This is a genomic window from Roseivirga sp. (assembly GCF_034669765.1).
Taxonomy (GTDB): Bacteria; Bacteroidota; Bacteroidia; order Cytophagales; family Cyclobacteriaceae; genus Roseivirga.
The window spans coordinates 437,432-461,140 of sequence record NZ_JAXMOQ010000001.1 but is presented as its reverse complement, the minus strand read 5'-3'; the positions used below and the strand labels follow the sequence as shown (position 1 = coordinate 461,140).

The window sequence follows — 23,709 nt, the reverse complement described above, 5'->3', positions numbered from 1 at the left end:
GATTTTCGGTTTATGGCTTTTAATTGAGCTATGCCCAAACTCAGACCGTTTTTATTGAGCACTTTTCCATCCCATTCTTAGAATGTACTTTGGGTTCTGTTTCGAATAAACGCTATATTTATTCAACTCAAAACCAATCTAAATGAAAAATATCCGTCTTTTCAAGCCGCTTTGCTTATTCTTAGCATTCGTTCTTGTTTCTACAACAGCCTTTGCCCAGCGCAATAAAAAGGAGCCAGCCAAAGCCGAAGTAAATGACCCATTAAAAGGAATTTCTCTTGGCACCTTAAAGTTCAGAAGTGTCGGCCCAGCGCTTACTTCGGGTAGAATTGCCGACATAGCAGTGAACCCATCCAACCATAGTGAGTTTTATGTGGGTGCAGCAGCAGGTGGTGTCTGGAAAACCACTAATGCAGGCACTACTTTCACCCCAATTTTCGATGGTCAAGGTTCGTATTCTATTGGAACAGTAGAAATTGACCCGAATAACCATAGTGTAATTTGGGTAGGCACTGGCGAGAATAATAACCAGCGTTCCGTTTCTTATGGCGATGGTATTTACAAATCAGAAGATGGCGGCAGCTCATGGAAAAACATGGGTTTGAAAAACTCAGAGCACATTGGTATGATTGCCATTGACCCTCGCAACTCTGATGTGGTTTATGTAGCTGCTTATGGCCCGGTATGGAGCGCAGGGGGTGACAGAGGCCTTTATAAAACTACTGATGGTGGTGAAAATTGGGAGAAAGTCTTAGAAATCAGTGAGCACACTGGAGTAAATGAAGTGCACTTCGATCCAAGAAACCCTGATATTCTTTATGCCACAGCCCACCAAAGGAGAAGAAGACAATGGACTTATTTAGGCGGAGGCCCAGAGTCTGGCATTTACAGATCGATGGATGCCGGTAAATCTTGGGAAAAAATTAACCGTGGTTTGCCTGGTGGTGACAAAGGCCGAATTGGTATGGCTATTTCACCAGCCGACCCAGAAGTGCTGTATGCCGTAGTTGAAGCTCAAAGTGGCCAAGGTGGATTCTTCAGAAGTACCAATCGTGGCGCTTCTTGGCAGAAAATGAGTAGTACTTCTTCCAGCGGGAATTATTACCAAGAAATTGTAGCTGACCCTGTCCATGTAGGGCGTGTTTACCTTTTAGATACGTTTACACAAATTACAGAAGACGGTGGAAAGACATTTTCTGGTTTGGGTGAAAAAAGTAAGCACTGGGATAACCACGCCATATGGATTGACCCAAATAATACCGACCATTTATTAGAAGGCAATGATGGAGGGGTTTACGAATCGTTCGACAGAGGCCAAAACTGGAAGTTCTTTAGCAATTTGCCAGTTACTCAGTTCTACAAAGTTTCGGTAGACAATGAATATCCATTCTATAATATTATGGGCGGAACACAAGACAATTATAGCTTGCATGGCCCTTCGCAAACGTTAAGCCGCCACGGTATTGTAAGTTCAGATTGGATTGTGACTCAAGGCGGTGACGGTTTCGAGTCTGTTCCTGATCCAGAAGACCCTAACATTGTATATTCTCAGTCGCAAAATGGCGGCATTGTTCGCTTTGATAGGCAGAGTGGTGAATCAGTGAGTATTCAGCCTAAACCAAGAAAGGACGAAAGGCAATATAACTTTAACTGGGATGCCCCATTAATGATCAGTCCTCACGATCACAAAACAGTATATTTTGGTGGAAATAAGTTATTCAAAAGTACAGATCGCGGTGATTCTTGGGAGGTAATTAGCGGTGAATTAGATCAAGACATTGATAGAAACTTGCTGCCAATCATGGGTAAAATTTGGCCTATGGATGCGGTGGCGAAAAACGGTTCCACCTCACGGTATGGTGCTGCGGTTTCTTTAGATGAATCACGTTTGCAAGAAGGATTACTTTATGCAGGGACTGATGATGGTCAAATTAACATTACTGAAGACGGAGGCAAAAACTGGAGGAAAATCAATCGTTTTGCTGGCGTACCTGAGAATACGTATGTGTATGATTTAATTGCTTCTAAGCACGATGTGAATACAGTTTACGCAGCTTTCAACAATCATAAAAGTGGTGATTTCAACCCCTATATTTATAAAAGTAATGACAAGGGAAAAACTTGGTCGAACATTTCTTCAAACCTACCCAAAGGAGCTGTTTATGCTTTAGAGCAAGATCATGTAAGCGCAAATATTCTATTTGCAGGAACTGAGTATGGAGTGTTTGTTTCGATGAATGAAGGTGGAAGCTGGACAAAATTATCTGCAGGGCTGCCTGCTGCAGTAAATGTACGTGATATTGCAATTCAAGAAAGAGAAAATGACTTGGTACTCGCTACTTTTGGAAGAGGTTTTTATGTGCTAGACAACTATGCTCCGCTTCGCGAAATGACGCAAGACCTTTTGGCCAAGGACGGTCATATTTTCAAAATTAAGGACGGCTTGATGTATAATACTTGGCAGCCGCTTGGTAGTTTGGGCAGTGCAGACAAAGGTTTTCAGGGCGAAATGTTCTATTCGGCAGATAACCCAACCAGAGGGACAACTTTTACTTATTATGTGAAAGAAGGGGTGAGTTCATTGAAAGCCGAAAGATCAAAAAGAGATGCAGAAGCCTTTAAAAACGGGAAGGCTATTCCTTATCCAACCTTAGAAGAACTGAAAGCCGAAGAAAGCGAACTTCCTTCCTTCTTAATTTTCACTATAAAAGATCAATCGGGCGATATTGTGAGCGAATTAAGAAGCCCGTTGAGAAAAGGCATTAGCGAAATGAATTGGGACATGACCTATGCTGGTTTTGGCCCCGTGAACGAAAGACAAGCTTCAGTGACCAGCAGTTTGCCTTCATCTAATGTGTATGTTGTTCCAGGTAACTATACTGTGAGTTTGTCACAAAATATAAAAGGTGAAATCAGTGAGTTAGCCGAGCCGGTAAGTTTTAAAGTGAAAGACATCGACAATAAAACTATTCCAGCAGCCGATTGGCTTGCCATGGCAAATTTCAAAAAGAAAGCAATGGCTTTAATGCAGGCAGTCAATTCAACCCGATCCGTATTGGGCGAAATGAACGGAAAAATTGCAAACTATAAGGCAGCGGCCAAAGGCTTTTCTGCTAGAGAGAGCAATGAACTGATGAAAGAAATCATGGCTTTAGAGGCTAAAGTGAATGCCCTTAATATGGAAATTAATGGTGATTCTGATTACCGCCAACTAGATATGGACGGAGAATATAGCACAGGCCAAAGAGCACAAAATGCGGTTTATGATATTTTTGGCTCAACCTCTAATGTAACTGGGACGGCTAAAGCCAACTATGATATTGCTGCGAATGAGTTTGGCCCAATTCTGCCTAAAGTGAAAGCTTTGGTAAGTGAATTCACTAGAATGGATACAAAACTAGATCAATTGGAAGCACCACTTACATCAGGAAGGCTCCCTAATTGGAAGAAGCAATAGAGAAAAGATGTACAGGGGTTATTCCAAATATGACCCTTGTACTATTTTTCATATATTTGATCCTAATTCGTTTTATCGAATTTTTAACCTCACACCCTCTTCATACCACCTATTTTCTATCTGATTTTCAGTTTAGTGTTCTAATAAATAACTAAGCCTCATGATTATCTGGTTCAAATAAGTGTATTCCAAATTTTTGATGTACAGAAATAAAATGCTTATTTCTGTATTCCAACAATAATTAATGTAGTTTGAAAAGTATAATGTCCACTGTTACAATATTTCATATTTTCACGTGTAGTTCTATTTGACCAATTTGAGGCTAGCTATAACCATATTATTGACATTGATTACAGGGTCTGGGTATTCTCAGGACTTGGTGACTGTGGCCAGCACTTTTTTGAATGACAATAAATATATAGAAGCTAAAGAGACAATAGATGATGTTTTTGAAAACCCAGATGGAAATAAAAGTGCTCGTGCTTGGTACACCAAAGGTCGTATATATCACGAAATCTTAAAGAGTGATGCGCCTGAGTTTGATATATTTAAGGTAGACCTTAATGGCTTTGCTGCTGAAGTAACACTATCTTATAATAAGACAAAAGAACTTACAGACCCTGAAAACAACCTTTTTCGACTTGCCTCGAATCAACTGGAAATTCTATGGACAGATGGAATTAATAAAGGGTATAAATATTATCAAGAACAGAAATTTGAATTGGCAACAAAGCTTTTTGAGGTGGCCAGGGTTGCTAAACCACAAGATACTACCGCCTATTTATATGCTGGTTTGAGTGCTCAAAATGCTCAAAACTATCAGCAAGCCATTGATTACTATTTAGCGATGAAGCCTTTGACGAAGCTTAGTAGAATGGTTTATAATGGACTCATTGTGTGTAATCAGTCTATGAACGCCTCTCTTCAAAAGAGGCTGAACATGATTGAAGAGGCTCTTTTTGAATATCCAGATCACCCTCCATACATAGCTGAGGGCGTAAGTGTCTTGATTAGATTAAACAAGTTTGATGAGGCTGAATCTCTTTTGAACACGGGCTTAGAGCGATTTCCAAATAATTTTGATTTGAGATTAAGGCGTGCCGATCTCTTTGATAGGATTTTTAAAGACGCCTATACGAATGGTTTACCAGAACGCTCTGAAAATTATTTTGAGATGGCTTCAGAGGATTATGAAATCTACCTCAATAGGTATCCACAGGGTTTTGCCGCCAACTACAATTATGCGGTAATGATCAATGAACAGGCCAACCGAGTTTATGACCGAATCAACATGATGAGTGCAGAAGAATACGTTATTAGTGGAAAAAGCACTGAAGAAGTGGGCCATAACTGGACACGAAAGGCATTACCTTATATGGAAATGTGTGGAAAAATTAAGCCTGACGACCCAGGAACTATCCGGGCGCTTAAGGTTTTCTACGAACGTTTAAAAATGACCGATAAACTTGCGGAACTAGGCGGAAAGGGATAATTAGGAATGATCAATGTTGTAATAGCCTCTCAAAATCCTGTAAAGGTAAAATGTACGGAGAAAGCATTTTCAGAAGTTTTTAAAGAAGAGGCTTTCGCCTTTAACGGAATAAATGTTCCCTCTAATGTTTCGGATCAGCCAATGAGCGATCTAGAAACACTTTTAGGTGCAAGAAACAGGGCTAAGAACGCACAGTCCGCTAAGCCTAATGCAGATTACTGGGTTGGCATAGAAGGTGGAATTGCTGAAACTGACGAAGGCGAAATGCTGGCCTTTGCATGGATTAGTATTATTTCTAAGCACCAAAAAGGAGAAGCCAGAACAGCTTCTTTTACATTACCACCAAAAATTGTGGAGCTCATTCATCAAGGAATAGAGTTGGGCGTGGCAGATGATATGGTCTTTAATCGATTGAACTCAAAGCAGTCCAATGGAGCAGTGGGTATTCTTACGCATGATTTAATTGATAGGGCCGAATATTATAGGCCGGCAATAATATTGGCCCTTATTCCTTTTATTAACCCTGAGCTTTACTGATTCTCTTCCAAAGAAAAAGGCCTTATCTATTACAGACAAGGCCTTTCACTATTTCTTAAATCTAAAGCTTATTAAAACTCTTTCGGTTTTCTAGGCATTTTAGCATCCATATTAGCAGTTTGCATTACCATAGCGGCAATAATTACTGCATTCTTTTTCAAGTCCACTTCTTCTAAGGCTTCATAAATGTCCATGTTAGAATGGTGTGTTCTTGTATTGTAAGCGATAGGATCTTGGATAAACTGGAAGCCAGGTAAGCCTACACCGTCAAACGCCAAGTGGTCAGTTCCACCTGTGTTGCTTGTTGTAATTGTGCTTGCTCCAATTTCATGGAAAGGCTTGAACCACTCTTCGAAAAGACCTTTAGTCGCTTCATTACCTTGTAGGTAAATTCCTCTAATAGCACCAGTTCCATTGTCCATGTTATAGTAAGCAGAGAAGTTTTGGTGTGCTGCGTTAGGTTTTTTGTCTGCCATGAAAGTATTTTGAACGTAGTTTCTTGACCCAAATATACCTTGCTCTTCACCACTCCAAAGACCAATCCTTACGGTTCTTTTTAGTTTTACACCTGAAGTTTTCAAGATTCTCATTACTTCCATCATTACTGCAGATCCTGCAGCATTATCAGTAGCGCCTGTTCCTGCAAACCAAGAATCAAGGTGAGCACCAACCATTACCACTTCATTTTTCAATTTTGCATCAGTACCTACAATGTCTCCAACTACATTGTATCCTTTAGTATCGTTTTTCAAGAAGCGAGTTTTGGTCTCAGCCTCAACCATTACTTTTTCACCTTTTTGTAGCAAACGAACCATTCTGTTATAATGCTCAGGAGCCATTTCCATTTCTGGAAGGGCGCTGTCATCATTTCTAGCTCCGTTAGAAGTAAAGAAAGTTCCTTGTCCACCACGGTTAGTGTTCAACACTAAGGCTACACCTTCTTCTTTCAACATAGTATAGGCCGCTCTTCTTAGGTTAGAAGCTCTTCTGAAATCAGACATTCTGCTAGCGCTGAAGTTTCCACCACCACGGCCACCTCTTACAGCAACTTTGGTCATGCCTTCTAGTTCTTCATCAGTATATCTACGTGCATCAGCATCATAACCATTTACGGCTTCAGTTGTAGTTGGCATTAAAACCACCTTGCCTTTAAGGTTGCCCTTGTATTTGGCTAAATCTTCTTCAGAGTTTATTTCAACGTAAACCACTTCAGCAGTAATTTCTTTACCAGTACCAGGAGTCCATGCTTTTGGAATGGCAATCATGGCTTGGTAATAAGGCACTGTCATGGCGATGTAGTTTTTATCTACTTCCCATCCTGGACCGAAATCGCCCCAAGCTTCAACTTTAACATTGGTTAAACCCCAATCTTTATACATTTGAGAAGTCCAATCGTAGGCTTTTTTCAAACCTTCAGAACCTGTAAGTCTAGGCCCAATTCTGTCAGTTAAGTTCCAAGCAATGTCCATTACTTGACTGTTATTGAATCCTTCGTCTTTGATTTTGTAGATTGATTCGTAATCTACTTGGGTGTTCTGAGCTAGTGCTTGCAGCCCTAAAAATAGAAACCCTAATAATGCTGATATTCTCATTTTTTTAAGTTTTTAATTGAGGAGGAAGGTAGCTAATAGCGCTTTTAGAATCTTTCTAAAATATACTGATGGGCAATAATGTGTTCAATCGGGTTATTTTCCCCTCATACCGTTGATCTGAGCAATAAATGAATTCAGGGCTTCATTCCAATCCTCCTTGGCGTCCCAGTTGTTCCCCAAAAAGGCAATATTCGTTCTGGTGTCACGCAGGAAGAACTTTACTAAGACTCCTGATTTGTTTTCTTCACGCTTTTCGAAGGGTAAAAAGGTGTAAACGTTTTGAGCATCGGCTTCTATATAGTGGAGGACATAATCTACTCTGGCACGTCTCAAATCAGCATCGGTTTTGTTTTCTACGCTTAGGATTTGATATAAAACGGAATCTTTGGCGGCCAACGCTTCGAAAGAATGCTTCCTGTCTGTTAGCTCTTTTTTAAACGTATTTGCTGATGTGAGAGCCGCAATGCTTAAAGCCTGAGGGTTGGGTTCAGCGAAGGGATTTATATCAACTTGAGGAATAGCAATTTTTTTACCTTCAAACTCTTTTGGTAAGGTAACATAGGCTTGTTTAAAGCCCGAAACGGTTGGTTCGAAAAACTCGGCCGAATTACTTAACAATAGATTTTCTTTTGGAAAAGCATCGGTTTTTAGCCTTGTCGTCAGTTCCTTGAAAACGGTTTCTAAATCAGTTGTTCTTCTCAACCAAAACAATGCTCCTTTATCATAAAAATTGTTTTTACCATTAAAAGGCCCCATTCCTAATAAAAAGTCATTTTCTGGGTTTAAAACGGTAAGAAAAAAAAGATTTTTAATGTCACGTTTTAAGATAAAATCTGGGATTTGCTCTTGCATTCCACTCACGGAACTAAGGCTGTTTATTTGAAAATAGGCTGCTGCGTCAACCCCCACTTCAGCAAAAAAGCCTTGCAGCTCATCCGCTAATTTTAACCTTTCTTCCACAGACATACCCTTTGGTACATCCATTAGCACAATTGACTTGCTGCTTAGTATATCTTGAGGTGGATCGTAAGCTTCAGTCATATGAAGCAAGGTAAATAGCGAAGCATTCGTCTCCTGAGCATTCAGTGGAGAACTGCTGAGTAAAAGCAGAAAAAGAAAATTATATATTATGACCTTCAAAACTTACTATTCAATTCACTAAGTTTAACATGAAAAGAGTCGAAATATTGAATGTTCGATTTCTTTTTGTTCGAACTTAACCAAATAAAAATGAAAAAGCATATCCTCAACCTTGCGCTTATTATCTTATTTGTGGGCGCACCAATTACCGCTTATTCCCAAAATGATTTAGATTCAGAATACATGTTGGAAGATTTAAGAAAACTTTCACATGATGCTGCTGAAGGCAGAAAAACTGGGACAAAAGGAGCAGAAATAGCTCGACAATTTATTGTAAAACAAATTGAAAGGATAAAACCAAAGCGTTTCGTGAAGGGGTATCGCCATCCATTTACTTTTATTAGCAGAGGCGATACCGTAATGGGCGAAAACATTATAAGTTATATTCAAGGAGTATCTGATTCGGCCTTTATTATTACTGCCCATTACGACCATGTTGGAGTAATTAATGGTGAAGTATTTAATGGCGCTGATGATAATGCTTCTGGTGTTGCGGCCATGCTTGCCATGATGGAGTATTTCAAAAATAACAAACCAAGGCACACATTGATATTTGCCGCCTTGGATGGTGAAGAAATGGGACTTCAAGGAGCCAAGGCCATTTTTAATGACCCAAACACTCCAATCAAGAATGTAATACTGAACATTAATATGGATATGATCAGTATGAATGATAAGAATGAGCTTTATGTGGCAGGAACACATTTCTACCCTAAATACAAGTCTATTTTAGAAAAGGTTGAAATTCCACCTTTGAAAATAAGGTTTGGCCACGATTCCCCAGATTTAGGCAAAGACGATTGGACGATGCAGTCGGATCATGGTGTTTTTCACAAGAATAACATTCCCTTCCTCTATTTTGGAGTAGAAGATCACGAGCACTATCACAAAGCCACTGATGAATTTGAGAACGTAAATCAAGCATTCTATATCAAAGCTGCTCATGCCGTACTTTATTCAATTATGGAGCTAGACCGTAACCTAAACTAGACCAATGATTAGCCAGCTGATATCGCACATTTGGAAAAAGGAATTTCGTTCGCCTGTTTGGGCAAAGAGCGTTCTTGCGAATGTTTTCTTAGGCTTTGCAGCCTTAATGATGCTAGCTTACGCACTTATTGCTGGCGTGTTAATGGACGAGTTGGTGCAGGAATTTTTTCCAGATAATGACCCACTAGTTTTTATCAATGGTTTTATTCTTTACTATTTTCTGGTTGAATTTATGCTTAGGTTCTTTTTGCAGAATGTGCCTGTTTTAGAAATTCAACCCTACTTACATTTGCCGATTAAAAAGGGAAAGATCATTCACTTTATGTTCAGGAAGAGCCTTTTCAGCGTTTTTAACCTGCTGGCCATTCTGCTTTTCCTTCCTTTTTCAATTTTACGCGTGGGTGCAGATTATGGCATTTTAAGTGCTTTCGGCTGGTTGGCCTCTATTGTTGGCCTTTCTATTACGCTGCATTTTGTGGTCATTCTCTTTAAGAAGAAGATGAATGATATACCCAACCTCTTTATTGGCCTTATAGGTTTTGTTGCGGCACTTGTTGCGCTTGATTACTTTAATGTTGTTTCTTTTTCAGATTTATCCTCTGCTGCTTTCGGCTTTATTGTGGAGCAACCAGCTTTGGGAGCCATTCCGGTAGTGTTAGCTTTTGTGTTTTACAGACTCAATTATAACTTCTTGGTAAAAAACACTTATCCAGAAGAGTTGGCCATTAAAAAGGAAGAAAAGGTAACTGGAGATTTCAGTTTCTTAAAGCAATACGGAAGAATGGGCGAGCTTATTCAGCTTGAACTGAAATTGATTTTACGGCATAAGCGGCCAAGGAACACTTTGATTATGAGTGGCTTTCTGTTGCTTTATGGACTGTTCTTCTATACCAGTGATGCTTACCAAGACATGCAGTTCATCTTCATGTTTGCTGGAGTGTTCATCACCGGTATTTTCTTTATCAACTATGGTCAGTTCTTATTGAGTTGGGAGAGTGGGTATTTCGATTTTATCCTGACCAGAAGAGTCACAACTAAGCAATTTATAGAATCAAAGTATTGGCTGTTTGTGGCTACTTCTACCATCGCGTTTGTGGTGTCATTGGCTTATGGTTATTTCGGTTGGAAGATCGTTTTGATTAATCTAGCTGCTTATTTATTCAACATTGGCTTGAATGTGTTTGCAGTAATGCGATTGGCCATGTTCAACCCAAAAAAGATTGATTTAAATAAAGGAGCCGCCTTTAATTATGAAGGGGTTGGCGCTGCACAATTTCTGATTATTATTCCTATTATGATTTTGCCATACATACTCTATGCGCCATTTTTAATACTTGGTTACGAAAACTTAGGCCTGTTTTTAACCGGTTTGGCAGGACTCACTGGGTTCTTATTCCGAGATAAAATGCTCAATGCACTCACGCAATTTTTCATTAGCCGAAGACATAAATTTGCTGCCAGTTTTAGATCCCAATAAACCATTAAGATGATTGACGTAAAAACACTTTCGAAAAGTTATAAAGGAGTTGAGGTTGTCAACATTCCTGAAATGCACATTGCCAAGGGCGAAAGCTATGGTTTGGTTGGGAATAATGGAGCGGGCAAAACGACCTTCTTCAGAATGATTTTAGACCTGATCAGACCATCAACAGGTGAGGTCCTTTCTAAGGGCATAAACGTTCAGAGTAATGAAGACTGGAAATACTATACGGGTTCATTCTTAGACGAATCCTTTCTAATTGACTACTTAACGCCAGATGAATATTTTGAGTTTATCGCCTCTTTGCACAATTACTCAAAAGGCGATTTGCAAGAGTTCTTAAACCAGTTTGATGATTTGTTCAACGATGAAATCAGAGGGAAGAAAAAGTACATCCGCGACCTTTCTAAGGGAAACCAGAAGAAGGTAGGCATTGTGGCAGCCTTGATGGGCAATCCTGAAATCATTTTATTAGACGAACCTTTCGCTAACCTTGACCCCACCACGCAAATTCGCTTAAAGGTAATTCTACGAAAGTTGAAAGAAGAAAAGGATGTTACCTTAATGATTTCTAGCCACGACTTAAGCCACGTAACCGAAGTTTGCGAGCGCATTGTTTTGCTAGAAAAAGGTAAGGTTCAAAAGGATATTCAAACCAGCGAAACAACGTTAAAGGACCTGGAAGATTACTTTACAGTTTAATTTTTGAACAGCCTTTAGCATTCATTTTTCTGGAGTAATGGATTTGATTTCGCCTACATTCCAATCGATGACCAAACCACCCGCTACACCATCGGCTGCTTTTTTACCATATAGAAATTCTACTAAATACAGCGCAGGGTCATATGATTTGGCGCCACCCGATGAGGTAATGGCTTTTCCATCATGCACAAAACTTACATTTTCATAGACATCTAGTTCTGGAAAGGTCTGTCTGAATTGGCCAATGTCGCTGGGGAAGGTGGTTGATTTTACTTTATCTAAAAGGCCAGCTTTGGCCAGAATAAATGCGCCATCGCACAAAGACATAATGTACATGGCGCTACCTCCTTTTTCTTTCACAAAGTTGATCAGGCGTTCATCTTCCAAATCTGAACCCATGTTGTTTTCGGCACTGGGAACAACAAGAATGTCAATATTCGGTACGTCATTAAAATCGTAATCGGGCAAAATACGGATACCTTCAAAAGTCGTAATCACCTCTTTTGTGGGGGAAACGATGAAAGTCTTCATTCCTTTTTCTGTATGAAAAATGGTATGCTGAAAAATATCAAATGGTGCCATCAGCTCGGAGTTATACACTCCGTTGATGGCCAGAAAAGCTACATTCAGTTCTTTGGTGGGTTTGTTCTCTGGTTTGAAAACCTCTTTAGTTGTCTGTGCAACTTGTTGGTTTTCTTGCGGTGTCTGACAAGCCACCATGAGCAGAATGCAGAGAACAGAAAGTAGCTTTTTCATCAATTTTCGTTTTTATAGATTTTTCCGTTTTTCATCACCAAACTCACTTTTCTAAGTGAAGTAATGTCTTTGGAAGGATCGCCTTGAACGGCAATAATATCGGCCAAGAAGCCTGCTTTGATTTGGCCAAGTTGGTTAAGGTGGAATTGTTCGGCATTGGCCGAAGTAGCAGAAATTAAAGCAGCCTCGGTATTCATTCCGTACTCCACCATCATTTCCAACTCTCTAACATTTTCGCCATGTGGAAAAACGCCAACATCGCCACCAAAAACCATTTTAACGCCTGAGTCTAGCACCATTTTAAAGCTTTTTCTTTTGGCTGTTATTCGGGCGGGTTCAGGGTCAACGCCTCTTTTCCAACCTCCATATTGTGTAATGGCATCGCCAGCGGCTAGAGTTGGGCAGAAGGCTACACCCTTTTCCTTCATCATTTTAAATATTTCTGGAGTGGCGCTGTCACCATGCTCAATAGTTTCTACACCCGCTTCAATGGCCCTGCGAATTCCTTCTTCGGAAGAGGCATGTGCCACCACATATCGTCCGCTGGACTCGGCAATTTCTACAATGGTTTTTAACTCAGCCACAGTAAAAGTTGCCTCGGCTGTACCGTTTGGCCCCCAACGGTAATCGGCATATACCTTAATAAAATCGGCTCCGTGCCCTATTTGATCACGTGTTACGCGAATGAGGTCATCAAAACCATCGGCAGTTTCGGCACCGAGTGGCACTTCTACTCCTTCATGAAAACCCTTTGGACCATAACTTCCCGTAGCCACAATTGCTTTTCCTGCCACCAAAAGTCGCGGGCCTGGAATGACTCCTTTTTCTACGGCCTGTTTCATGCCTACATCGGCATAGCCAGCCCCTTCAGAGCCCAAATCGCGCATGGTGGTAATGCCAGCCATTAGCGAGGCCTCCAAGTGATTCACCGCCCTGGCGGAACGTTCGGCAACGGATTCTTTGAGCACTTGATCGTTCCAAGACACCTCATTATAAGGGTGCAATAGAATATGCGAGTGCCCTTCAATTAAACCCGGCAATAGGGTTTGGTTTTTCAACTCAATCACCTCATTGGCTTGACCCGTGTATTTTGCCCCAACGTAAGTAATTCGGTTCCCTTTTACTGCAACCACCCAATTGGCATGCGTTTCCTTTCCATCAAAAACCTGTTTGGGCTTGAAGAGAAAATCGTCTTGCGCCTTAAGGCTGAAAACGGAAATTAGTGCTGCCGAAAGTAAACCAGTGAGTTTTCTCATTTGGCAAAAATTTGGCTGGTGTCTTTAAAAGCTTTGAATTCTAAAGCGTTTCCGCTGGGGTCGAGAAAGAACATGGTGGCTTGTTCGCCTACTTGGCCTTCGAAACGGATGTAAGGTTCAATCACAAATTCGGTTCCGTGGGCTTTTAGCTTATCTGCCAATGTGTGCCATTGGTTCCATTCCAATATGGCTCCGAAATGCCTAACGGGTACATTTTTACCATCTACAATATTAGCCTGCGCTTGGGCCAATTCTTCCGGCTTTACGTGTGCACTCAATTGATGACCGAAGAAATTAAAGTCGATCCATTTCTCGGTAGAGCGGCCAATTTCGCAGCCCAGCAAGTCGCCAAAGAAAGATCGGGTAGATTCGATGTCCTTTACGGGAAAGGCTAAATGAAAAGGAGTGTTCATATTGATGTTTTTTTGGACAAATTGAGCATTTATCATTTGCTGTGCAAATTCCTCTCATCCTCGTTTGCAACGCGTTTGCTAGATATACCCAAAATCGAAATTTTGGTAGTGTCTAAAATGAAACCGCCCGATATTTAATAGTGTAAACCGCATTAGAAATGCTTTGTTAGTCCCTTCTCGTTGCAAACGAGAAGGAGAGCTCACTCATCTCTTCCACAACGCTCACTCAACCTCGTTTGCAACGAGGTTGCTGCACATCTCCAAAACCGTAATTGAATTAGTAAATATTTGTAGTGCTTGATATTTAAGTATGTCAATAGCATTGAAAATGCTTTAGTAGATCCTTCTCGTTGCAAACGAGAAGTAGAGAGGCTACGCTCACTCAACCTCGTTTGCAACGAGGTTGCTGCCTACACTTTTTACATCAAAGTAACTTGAACTAAGCCCTTTCCATTGGCATAGTCGATGGCACTGCTATAAATGTAATGATCGGGTTCATTCACAATTCCTGCCTTTACTGGGTTTTGATGGATATAATCGATCTTATTGAATGCACCAATATGATGAATGTCAACAGCATGATTACCGTCTTTCCAAAGCTTGAAATTTTCTGTCCTTCTCGTTCTCTTCGCTTCAAAATCAAACCTGTTCAACAACCATTCTCTTCGGCTTTCAGGAATCTCTTGGATCAATTCTAAAATTCGTTTCGAAGTAAATTTTTTGAAATCCCTGAGGAAGCCAGACATTCCCAAGTCTGTGCTTACCCGCCCTACAATATGTAGGTGGTTGGTCATTAACACCCATGCATTTAATTCTAAGCCTTTGTTTTGAATGCAGTAATTAAGTGAATCAACAATAACATCTTTGTACTCTACTCGCGTAAATACATCAACCCAGCGGACTACAGTCATAGTTAAGAAGTAGTAGCCGTTTTGGTCTCGTATGGTATAGCTGTCGCCTGACATGTGTTGTATTTTAGCATTAAAAATGCTTTGGTAGTTCCTCCTCGTTGCAAACGAGGAGAAGAATGCGCGTACTCACTCAACCTTGTTTGTAACGAGCTTGCTAAATAAAAACCTTTTAAATATACTTTAATAGTAGAATAATGACTAATATGAAGTTGGTATTCATTGAAAAGCCTATGCCAAAAGAGCAGTCCATATTCATGACATACGTAAAGAAACTTGGCGAGGATAAAGCATCTGACACATAAATCGCATTAAAAATGCTTGGGTAGTTCCACTCTCACTCATCCTCGTTTGTAACGAGGATGCTGCACATTTCCAAAATCGTAATTGATTAGCGGAGCTTGGTTCATTTTAAAAATGAAACTGGTTGAATTTAACAATGCAAACCGCATTAGAAATGCTTTTGTACTTTCTCCTCGTTGCAAACGAGGAGAAGTGATTATATTCCGTCACATTGTTTTGGGCTTTGGTCACATTTATTTTTTGAAGCAATAGCAGGGCAGTATCATTGAAGAAAAAAGGATGAACAGGATTTATATTTTTCGAACCTTTATGTTGGTTATATTGATAGCTTTTTTTGCTACTAAAATAGGTCAACTGAATTCGAATCACGGAGCAGAGTATTATACAAATGCCTTGGATGCTTTGGGAAATGCCACAGACGCCAGAGCACAACTGACAAAGTTTAAAATTCAGAAGTTAACGGAATACGTTTTCTATGTATTAATTATTATTTATTCTCGGAAGTTATTCTTCGATAGAATAAATAATCACAACATTTGGTATTTGTCATTTCCCACTTCAATAATTGCCTCTGCCATTATTGGTTTACTATTAGCATATATAGTAAGTATAATGAATCCATACTATTATTTGAGTCCATACAATGGGGTTATCAAAAGCTCCTCAAGAAGTCTTTTCACTCTATTACATCTGCGTCTTTCTGTTCATTTTTTCTTTGCTGTATGCTCTTCGTGCATAATAAGCGAGATAGAGAAAATACTAGACTCAGAAGAAAAACAGCCTAGTTTAAAAATTTTAGATCTGAGGTTTTGGATTGCACTGTTTGCCCTTCATTTTATTGTAACTACACTATTAATGCAATATATGGTAGTTGGATCAAGCGGTGTGTTTTATTTGATCCTACAGATGCCAGTTGTTCTGCTTGCATCTGTAGGATTTACATTGATTTCATATGTGATCATAGACGCTTTTGTTGATAAGGCTAGAATTCGTTTTGACAATTTATTTGACAAGCTTTCTAGAACACTGATTGCTTCGTTTGGAGTTTTAGGCTTATTCTATTTTACGATTGAATTGAATTTATCTTTTGGTAGTAGGTGGTTGGGAGTTTCACTTAACCCAGCTATTATCATAACGCTAATCATGTTCCTTATAGTGTTGATCTTGACTTTACTATATTTTCAATTCAATTCACAAAAGGTGAAAGCTGCCCTGAAGTTGCATGAGAACTTAGAAGAAAGAACATCCGAACTCTCCCTGCTCAAATCTCAAATCAACCCGCACTTTCTATTTAACTCCTTAAATACGCTCTATGGTTTGGCGCTAAATGAGGAGAGCCCAAAAACGGCTCATGCGGTGCAGCAGCTGAGCGAGATGATGCGTTTTATGCTCCACGAAAACCACGCTGAGAAAATTCCTTTGCAGAAGGAAATTGACTACCTCCGTAATTACATCGAACTTCAAACTTTACGAATTTCACAGAAGGATCATTTTCAACTGGAAGTAGACGTAGCTGAAGGTTGCCAAGGAGAAATTACGCCTATGGTGCTGATTCCTTTTGTTGAAAATGCTTTTAAACATGGGGTGAGTTTTCAAAAACCTTCTTGGGTAAAAATAAAATTAGCTTGTAATGCAGAAGAGGTGCATTTGAATGTGCAAAACAGTGTTCACAAACATGGGGGAGATCCAGAAAAAGGTAAATCGGGAATTGGGCTGGAGAATGTGAGAAAGCGTTTGGGCATTCTTTATCCTGAAAAACACTTATTTCAAATTTATGAAACGGAAGACAGCTTTGAGGCCAACATTAAAATCACCTTGATATGATCAGAGCCATTGCCATAGATGACGAACCGATTGCGCTAGACATCATTGAAAGTCACGCCAATAAAATTCCGTTTTTGGAATTGAAAGCGAGCTTTACCAATGCTTATCAAGCCCTTGAATTCCTAAAAACCAATTCCATTGACTTGCTGTTTTTGGATGTGAAAATGCCGGATATCTCTGGAATGGACTTTCTGAAAAGCCTTTCAAAAGCACCTTTGGTCATCTTCACCACAGCTTATCAGGAATATGCATTGGAGAGTTATGATTTTCAAACCGTGGATTACCTGCTGAAACCTTTCGATTTCGGAAGGTTTTTGAAGGCGGTAAACAAGGCCAGCGACCGACTGGAGCAAAAGAACGATCAGCATCTTTTTCTGAAAACGGGCTATGAATATGTGCGACTTGAAATAGCGCAAATCAAATACGCCAAGGCCGAAGGCAACTATGTAAAGTTTGTGACGGAAAACGAGCAAGTCCTCAGCCGAATGACAATGCAACAAGCTGAAGATTTACTCTTGCCGCAAAGTTTTTTAAAAACCCATCGTTCCTTTTTAGTCAATAGGGCTTTTATCAATAAAATAGAAAAGCACCAGTTAAGCATCGGCAAGGAAGTGATCCCCATTAGCAGCATCTACTATCAGTTGTTGGTGGAGGCTATTGCTTAATGGTAGTTTAGAAAGGCAACTTCCCTAAATCCACATTGCCACCACTGATAATGATGCCTACTTTTTGGCCAGCAAATTGGGCTTTGTACTTTAATAGAGCAGCAAAAGGCACAGCGCCAGAAGGCTCTACTACGATTTTCATTCGCTCCCAAATCAAGCGCATGGCATGGGCTATTTCTTGGTCATTCACCACCAAAATTCCGTCCACCAATTTCTGAATAATGGCAAAGTTCTTATCGCCTACAGTCACCAAAAGTCCATCGGCAATGGTGTTTGTGGTTTTGTTCGGCACAATTTCACCCTTTTGCATGGAAAGAAAAGTGTCCATGGCGCCCTCTGGTTCGCCAGCATAAATTTTAAGATCGGGCTTTAAATAATGAGCGGCCAATGCGGTTCCGGCCAACAAGCCACCACCACCCACAGGCGTCATCAAAACTTCCAAATCAGGCTGGTCTTCCATAAACTCTATGGCCGCAGTGCCCTGCCCTTCGATGACTTTATTATCGTTGTAAGGCGAAACATAAGTCGCTCCAGTTGCTTCCATAATCTGATTGGCCGCTGCTTCTCTAGCCGCTTGGTTGGGTTCGCAAAAAGTGATTTCTGCGCCATAACCCGCCACTGCTTTTTTCTTTACTTCAGGTGCGGTGTTGGGCATTACAATGTAAGCAGGAATGCCACAGGTCTTGGCCGCCATGGCTACGGCTTGCGCATGGTTTCCCGAACTGTGCGTTACCACACCCTTCGCCCTTTGTGCCTCGGAAAGAGAAAGCACAGCATTCAATCCTCCGCGTGCTTTAAAAGCCCCAATCTTTTGAAGGTTCTCGCACTTGAAATACACTTCGCAGCCTGCAATGGCATTGATACTTTCCGAAGTAAGAATCGGGGTGCGATGAATGAACGGTTTGATGCGTTCGTGTGCTTCGCGAAGCTCTGCTAAACTGATCGGTAATTCCATAGTGGTTTTAAATATGGTAAAAACCCTCCAAAAGTTGATGCTTTGATATGCTCAGAATTTATTAAACACATCTGAACTGTGAACTTGAACTTTTGGAGGGTTGAGTAAAATAAACAGACTCAACTTATTAATGCGCTTTCAGCCAATTGTCGCCCACGCCTACTTCTACTTCCATAGGCACTGAAAGCTCAATGGCCGATTTCATTAATGCCGGAACACGCTCTTTCATCATTTCAAGCTCGGGTTTGTACACATCGAAAACGAGTTCATCATGCACCTGCATAATCATTTTTGATTGAAGCTTTTCTTTCTTCATCCAATCGTGAATGCTGATCATGGCCACTTTAATCATATCCGCAGCGCTGCCCTGAATTGGGGCATTAATTGCATTTCGTTCAGCATGGCCACGGCCTACCATGTTTTTAGAATGAATGTCACGCAAATACCTTCTTCGGCCTAAAATGGTTTCAACATAAGTGAACTCACGCGCTTTGTTCACTTGGGCATCCATGAATTTTTTCACGCCAGGAAACTCATTGAAATAAGCCGTAATAATTTGCTGGGCTTCCGTACGGGAGATGCCAATATTTTGCGCCAAACCAAAAGCTGAAATGCCATAGATCAAACCGAAGTTTACTTCTTTGGCTTTTCTTCGCATGTCGCGATCTACTTCTTCCAAGGGAACACCAAATACTTTTGAGGCCGTGGTGGAGTGAATGTCTCGCCCGTTTTTAAAGGCATCCATCATACTTTCATCTTCGGCAAAAGCCGCTACAATGCGCAGTTCTATTTGCGAGTAATCCGCAGCCAAAAGGATATGATCTTCGGAACGAGGAATAAATGCCTTTCTGATTTCACGTCCTTTTTCAGTTCTGATCGGAATGTTCTGGAGGTTGGGGTTATTTGAACTCAAACGCCCCGTAGCCGCCACCGCCTGACGGTAATCGGTGTGCACCAAACCATCAATCGGACTGATCATTTTAGGAAGGGCATCTACATAAGTAGACTTCAGTTTTTGGTATTCCCTGAACTCCAAAATGATACGCGCAATGTCATGCTCTACCGCCAGTTTCGAAAGAATATCTTCGCCCGTAGCATACTGACCTGTTTTAGTTTTCTTCGGTTTTTCAATCAGCTTCATCTGATCGAATAGTATTTCGCCCAACTGTTTTGGCGATGCAATATTGAATTCAACACCCGCCAATTCGAAGATTTGGGTTTGGGCTTTTAAGCTTTCTTCTTCCAGCTCTTTCGACATCACGGCCAAGGCATCGACATCGATTTTTACGCCATTATATTCAATGTCGGCCAATACGTTGACCAAAGGAATTTCCACCTCGTCAAAAAGTTTGGTCACTTTGCTTTCTTCCATCAATGGCGCAAAAACCTGTTTTAGCTGGAAGGTGATATCGGCATCTTCACCAGCGTATTCGGCTACTTTATGGATGTCCACATCTTTCATGTTGCCTTGCTTCACTCCTTTTTTACCGATGAGTTCGGTAATCGAAACTGGCGTATAATTGAGATAATTTTCGGCCAACACATCCATATTATGGCGTGTGTCTGGATCGATCAAATAATGGGCAATCATGGTATCGAAGATTGGCCCTTTCACTTCAACACCGTAATTCTTCAAGATCTGAATATCGTATTTCGCGTTTTGCGCAATTTTCAGAATGGCTTCATTTTCGAAAACAGGTCTGAATTCCTCAATAATGGCTTGGGCTTCTTCGCGGTCTTGTGGGGTGGGAACATAATAGGCTTCTCCCTTTTTATAAGAAAAAGACAGCCCAACCATGTTGGCTTCGATTGGCTCCAAATTGTCGGTTTCTGTATCGAAGCAAAGCTCTTTTTGCACCATCAAATACTTGATCAGCCTTTTTCTCTTTTGAGGCGTGTCGATTAAATGGTAATCGTGCTCGGTGTTGGCCAGCGTGTTTTTTTCTGAGGCAGCAGCTTCTTCAGGGTCATTTGAAAGTGTTGGTGTAGCATCGCCAAAAAGACCCATTTGAGAAGTGTTGGCAACCGCTTTTGGCTTAGATGCCGTTGGGGCCGCAGGAGTTTCTCCTAAAATCCGTTTCAAAGTGGTACGGAACTCTAGCTCTTCAAAAATTTCAGTCAGCTTTTCTTTGTCGGGCCCTTTGTACTCCATGGTGGAGGAATCAAAATCGATGGGTACAGTGATGCAGATTCTAGCCAATTCTTTAGACTGCAAACCTTGGGCGGCAAACTCTTCAACCCGTTCTTTCAGTTTTCCTTTTAGCTCATGCGAATGCGCGATGATGCCTTCAACCGTATCATAATCTTTCAAAAGTTTAGCAGCCGTTTTTGGGCCTACACCAGGAATACCAGGGATATTATCTACGGCATCCCCTTGCAAACCGAGCATGTCTACCACCTGATCAATTCTTTCGATGTCCCATTTGGCCAATACTTCCGGAATTCCCATAATATCAACTCCATTGCCCATAAATGCAGGCTTATAGAGGTAAACATGTTCTTCCACCAATTGGCCAAAATCTTTATCGGGCGTCATCATAAAAACTTCAAAACCTTCGGCTGAAGCTTTTTTAGCGAATGTGCCAATCACATCATCGGCTTCATAGCCATCGAGTTCCAATACAGGAATGTTGAAAGCCCTAACAATGTCTTTGACCAAAGGAATTGCAATGCGAATATCCTCTGGCTGGGCATCGCGATTGGCTTTGTAAAGCGGGTAATCGATATGCCTAAAAGTTGGGGCATGCGTATCGAAGGCCACGGCAATATGGGTAGGTTTCTTTTTATCTAAAATCTCATAAAGGCTATTGGTGAAACCAAAAGCGGCTCCTGTGTTGAGTCCTTTTGAACTGATTCTTGGGTTTTTACTGAAGGCAAAATGGGCACGGTAAATCAATGCCATGGCATCCAGAAGGAAGAGTGATTTTTCGGGTTTACTCATTCAATAAAGGTAAGTAATCCGAGTACTTAGGGAAATAGAATTTTGATTAATTCCTTATAAAAAAAAGAGTAGTGAAAGGCAGTGCCAGTCAGTTGATTAATAAGGTTTTGTGGAAATCTGTTGATGAATAAAATATTTATGGGATTTTCCCGTACTTTCAATGTTCCATCGTTTGTACAACTCTATTTTGCGAATTTTATTTGTCGTTGTAAGTTTTTTGTCGGCACAGCTAATGATGGGCCAAAGCTTTAATGGCTATATGCATTCAGATTTTTCTGGAATTATAGGGGCGCAATTTCAACCAGCAAACTTGGCCGGCTCACCTTACAAGTACGACATCAGTTTGGTGAATGCGAATTACTTCCTCACCAATAACATGGCCTACATAAAAAGCACAGAAACCAGCCGGGGTTTTGTTCGGTACCTCAATGGCGGCCAAAGGTTTTTACACTCAAATATTGCCTTGGGAGGAATCTCGGGAATGGTTACCTTAAAGGGCAATGAATCCATAGGGTTTACTTATCGAATGCGAGCGCACGGAAGTGCGATCGACTTCAGCCCAGAGTTTATTACCCAAATGGGAAGGTTCACGCAGCCTCAGTTTTTGAATACACAAGCCACTAATCAAACGGGAGAATTTGCGACTGCACTTTGGAGAGAATATGGACTTACTTATGCTAAAATTTTAAAGGATGATGGTTTTAATCGTTGGAAAGCCGGAGCAACTTTTAAGCTGATCAACCCACGAGGAAGTGCTTTTTTGGATGTTAAAAACATTAGCTATTCAACCGATAATACTGGCTTTGCCAATTTAACCAATGCTGAATTGGCCTTTGGTTATTCTTCTAACCTTAACCGCTTTGAACAATTTGATGGTACTGAAAAATTAGATCGCTTGCCTGATTTAATTGGCAATCGCTTTGGACTTGATTTTGGTTTGGTTTACGAAAGAGTGTCTTTTTGGGAGCCCTCAAAAAATGAGAACGGTACCAACCGAAACAGGGATATTGATTATGAATTTAAACTGAGTGCAAGCATCACTGATATTGGGATGATGAAGTTTCAATATGGAACGGCTTCTACACAAAGTACTGGTTTATTGAGCAACATTATTGCGTCAAATTTGGACACTCTTTTTAGCGAGATTGCCAGCTTTAGAGGCGTAGCAGATAGTCTTTCTACAGTGGCTCAAACTTCCTCCCTAAATGGAGAATATACCCTGAGTTTACCCACAACGCTTAACCTTGGTTATGATTACAATTTCGGAAACGACTATTACGTTGGGGCTTTTGCCAGAATAGATTTAACGAGTTTTTCTAAAGCAGATTACCGACTCAATTACCAACATAGCCTCACGATTTCTCCCCGTTGGGAACATGAGAAAAAAGCCATTTATGCACCGTTGTATATCAATCAGCAAGGGGCGCTTCATTTGGGATTGGCAGCTCGCTATGGGCCAGTTACGTTAGGTACTCAGAGTTTGGGGTCGCTTTTGAGTAGTGAACCTAATACAGGTAGTTTTTTCTTCAGCATCAATATCAATCAGCTTAAGGCCAACTCAAAAAAACCTTACTGTTTTGGTTCCACAAGAGGAACGGCCCTAACGAGGACGAAACGTACTCCGATCTACAAAAGGAAGAAGTGGATCTTCTTTTAACCCGGATTATGCAATAGAGATTGTTATGAGGGCGTAAACCGCAAATAATCAGGAAGTTTGGCTTTGAAAATATAGCACCGCTTTGGTGAAAAGCCAAACGAAGGGTAGCGACTGATTCAAAGTGAGTTGCGTCCGTAATAGATAGTCTATTGCATAATCCGGGTTTAAGCCCTCACAAAAAAAATGAAATCACTTACTGGAGGCTCAATATCCTCTTCGCGCAGCAAAGTCGCCAACTGGCCTCTATGGTGAGTTCCATGATTTGCAACATGCGTTAGAATATCAGAAATACGGGTTTCGTAAGTATCGCCTTTTGAATCTTTATATTCAACCACATCTTCATATTCTTCTTGAGAATAGATGAAATCTAACCATCGTTGGCTGCTTCGTTTTACCAGTTCAATCGCTTCTGATAAGTTTCCTTCAGTCCAAACTCCTGGAACGTCTTCTTCGGCATGGGTAATTCTATCGAGCCAAATGAGCTGGGCATTTCCAATGTGGTGGAAAAGGTTGGTGATTTTTTCGTTTTTATAAACGTTGGATTTGAGCACATCGGCAAAAAGATTGTTTGCCCAAATGTTGTATTCATAAAGTCTGGTAAAGCGCTCTTTCATAATTTAGTCGTTAGAAGGTTATAAATG

At 40.7% G+C, this 23,709-nt stretch carries 18 protein-coding genes; 9 read left to right on the top strand and 9 right to left on the bottom strand.

Annotation, left to right across the window (positions count from 1 at the left end; translation table 11 throughout):
* The first annotated feature begins 142 nt into the window (after positions 1–142).
* The 3 genes from VOI17_RS01995 to yjjX all read left to right on the top strand — a co-directional run bounded on the left by VOI17_RS01995 (position 143) and on the right by yjjX (position 5,486).
* A complete protein-coding gene (locus VOI17_RS01995; protein ID WP_323755561.1) occupies positions 143–3,457 on the top strand; it encodes a glycosyl hydrolase in 3,315 nt (1,104 codons plus the stop codon).
* A 316-nt stretch (positions 3,458–3,773) separates the two neighbouring features.
* Complete coding sequence (locus VOI17_RS01990) at positions 3,774–4,949, top strand: tetratricopeptide repeat protein (protein WP_323755560.1); 1,176 nt, start codon at positions 3,774–3,776, stop codon at positions 4,947–4,949.
* Between the two features lie 6 nt (positions 4,950–4,955).
* The gene (gene yjjX, locus VOI17_RS01985; RefSeq protein ID WP_323755559.1) at positions 4,956–5,486 is read left to right on the top strand and encodes an inosine/xanthosine triphosphatase; all 531 of its coding nucleotides are present in this window, start codon (positions 4,956–4,958) and stop codon (positions 5,484–5,486) included.
* A gap of 71 nt (positions 5,487–5,557) precedes the next feature.
* Here yjjX and VOI17_RS01980 read toward each other — a convergent pair whose 3' ends face one another.
* Together VOI17_RS01980 and VOI17_RS01975 are read right to left on the bottom strand one after the other, a co-directional pair.
* Positions 5,558–7,078 carry a M20/M25/M40 family metallo-hydrolase gene (locus VOI17_RS01980; protein WP_323755558.1) on the bottom strand — a complete coding sequence of 507 codons (1,521 nt, stop codon included), beginning with the start codon at positions 7,076–7,078 and terminating at the stop codon, positions 5,558–5,560.
* 93 nt (positions 7,079–7,171) lie between these two features.
* Positions 7,172–8,218, bottom strand: coding sequence for a hypothetical protein (locus VOI17_RS01975; protein WP_323755557.1), 1,047 nt, complete (start codon positions 8,216–8,218; stop codon positions 7,172–7,174).
* A 90-nt stretch (positions 8,219–8,308) separates the two neighbouring features.
* On the opposite strand from VOI17_RS01975, the gene VOI17_RS01970 reads away from it, so the two are divergent.
* Genes VOI17_RS01970 through VOI17_RS01960 form a run of 3 tightly spaced genes read left to right on the top strand, consistent with a single transcriptional unit; the run spans position 8,309 to position 11,390 of the window.
* A complete protein-coding gene (locus VOI17_RS01970) occupies positions 8,309–9,208 on the top strand; it encodes a M28 family peptidase (RefSeq protein WP_323755556.1) in 900 nt (299 codons plus the stop codon).
* A 4-nt stretch (positions 9,209–9,212) separates the two neighbouring features.
* Positions 9,213–10,685 carry a DUF5687 family protein gene (locus tag VOI17_RS01965; RefSeq protein WP_323755555.1) on the top strand — a complete coding sequence of 491 codons (1,473 nt, stop codon included), beginning with the start codon at positions 9,213–9,215 and terminating at the stop codon, positions 10,683–10,685.
* Between the two features lie 9 nt (positions 10,686–10,694).
* Entirely contained in the window at positions 10,695–11,390 is a 696-nt protein-coding gene (locus VOI17_RS01960) for an ABC transporter ATP-binding protein (RefSeq protein ID WP_323755554.1), read from the top strand.
* 21 nt (positions 11,391–11,411) lie between these two features.
* Here the strand turns inward: VOI17_RS01960 and VOI17_RS01955 are convergent, their stop codons facing one another.
* From VOI17_RS01955 to VOI17_RS01940, 4 genes are all read right to left on the bottom strand, one after another.
* Positions 11,412–12,146: a DJ-1/PfpI family protein gene (locus tag VOI17_RS01955; RefSeq protein ID WP_323755553.1), complete on the bottom strand. Its 735-nt coding sequence runs from the start codon at positions 12,144–12,146 to the stop codon at positions 11,412–11,414.
* The gene (locus tag VOI17_RS01950; protein WP_323755552.1) at positions 12,146–13,402 is read right to left on the bottom strand and encodes an amidohydrolase family protein; all 1,257 of its coding nucleotides are present in this window, start codon (positions 13,400–13,402) and stop codon (positions 12,146–12,148) included. The genes VOI17_RS01955 and VOI17_RS01950 overlap by 1 nt, the downstream gene beginning before the upstream one ends.
* Positions 13,399–13,815: a VOC family protein gene (locus VOI17_RS01945; RefSeq protein ID WP_416376040.1), complete on the bottom strand. Its 417-nt coding sequence runs from the start codon at positions 13,813–13,815 to the stop codon at positions 13,399–13,401. The genes VOI17_RS01950 and VOI17_RS01945 overlap by 4 nt, the downstream gene beginning before the upstream one ends.
* Positions 13,816–14,234: 419 nt before the next feature.
* Positions 14,235–14,780: an REP-associated tyrosine transposase gene (locus VOI17_RS01940; protein WP_323755551.1), complete on the bottom strand. Its 546-nt coding sequence runs from the start codon at positions 14,778–14,780 to the stop codon at positions 14,235–14,237.
* A gap of 555 nt (positions 14,781–15,335) precedes the next feature.
* Here VOI17_RS01940 and VOI17_RS01935 point away from each other — a divergent pair.
* Positions 15,336–16,850, top strand: coding sequence for a sensor histidine kinase (locus VOI17_RS01935; RefSeq protein ID WP_323755550.1), 1,515 nt, complete (start codon positions 15,336–15,338; stop codon positions 16,848–16,850).
* Entirely contained in the window at positions 16,847–17,515 is a 669-nt protein-coding gene (locus VOI17_RS01930; RefSeq protein ID WP_323755549.1) for a LytTR family DNA-binding domain-containing protein, read from the top strand. The genes VOI17_RS01935 and VOI17_RS01930 overlap by 4 nt, the downstream gene beginning before the upstream one ends.
* Positions 17,516–17,522: 7 nt before the next feature.
* On the opposite strand, the gene VOI17_RS01925 is transcribed toward VOI17_RS01930, so the two are convergent.
* Positions 17,523–18,470, bottom strand: coding sequence for a pyridoxal-phosphate dependent enzyme (locus VOI17_RS01925; RefSeq protein WP_323755548.1), 948 nt, complete (start codon positions 18,468–18,470; stop codon positions 17,523–17,525).
* A 127-nt stretch (positions 18,471–18,597) separates the two neighbouring features.
* Positions 18,598–21,411 carry a DNA polymerase I gene (gene polA / locus VOI17_RS01920; protein WP_323755547.1) on the bottom strand — a complete coding sequence of 938 codons (2,814 nt, stop codon included), beginning with the start codon at positions 21,409–21,411 and terminating at the stop codon, positions 18,598–18,600.
* A gap of 217 nt (positions 21,412–21,628) precedes the next feature.
* On the opposite strand from polA, the gene VOI17_RS01915 reads away from it, so the two are divergent.
* A complete protein-coding gene (locus tag VOI17_RS01915; protein ID WP_323755546.1) occupies positions 21,629–23,068 on the top strand; it encodes a DUF5723 family protein in 1,440 nt (479 codons plus the stop codon).
* Between the two features lie 164 nt (positions 23,069–23,232).
* On the opposite strand, the gene VOI17_RS01910 is transcribed toward VOI17_RS01915, so the two are convergent.
* Positions 23,233–23,682 (bottom strand): DinB family protein, encoded by a 450-nt coding sequence (locus tag VOI17_RS01910; protein WP_323755545.1) that lies wholly within the window; start codon positions 23,680–23,682, stop codon positions 23,233–23,235.
* Positions 23,683–23,709: the final 27 nt, after the last annotated feature.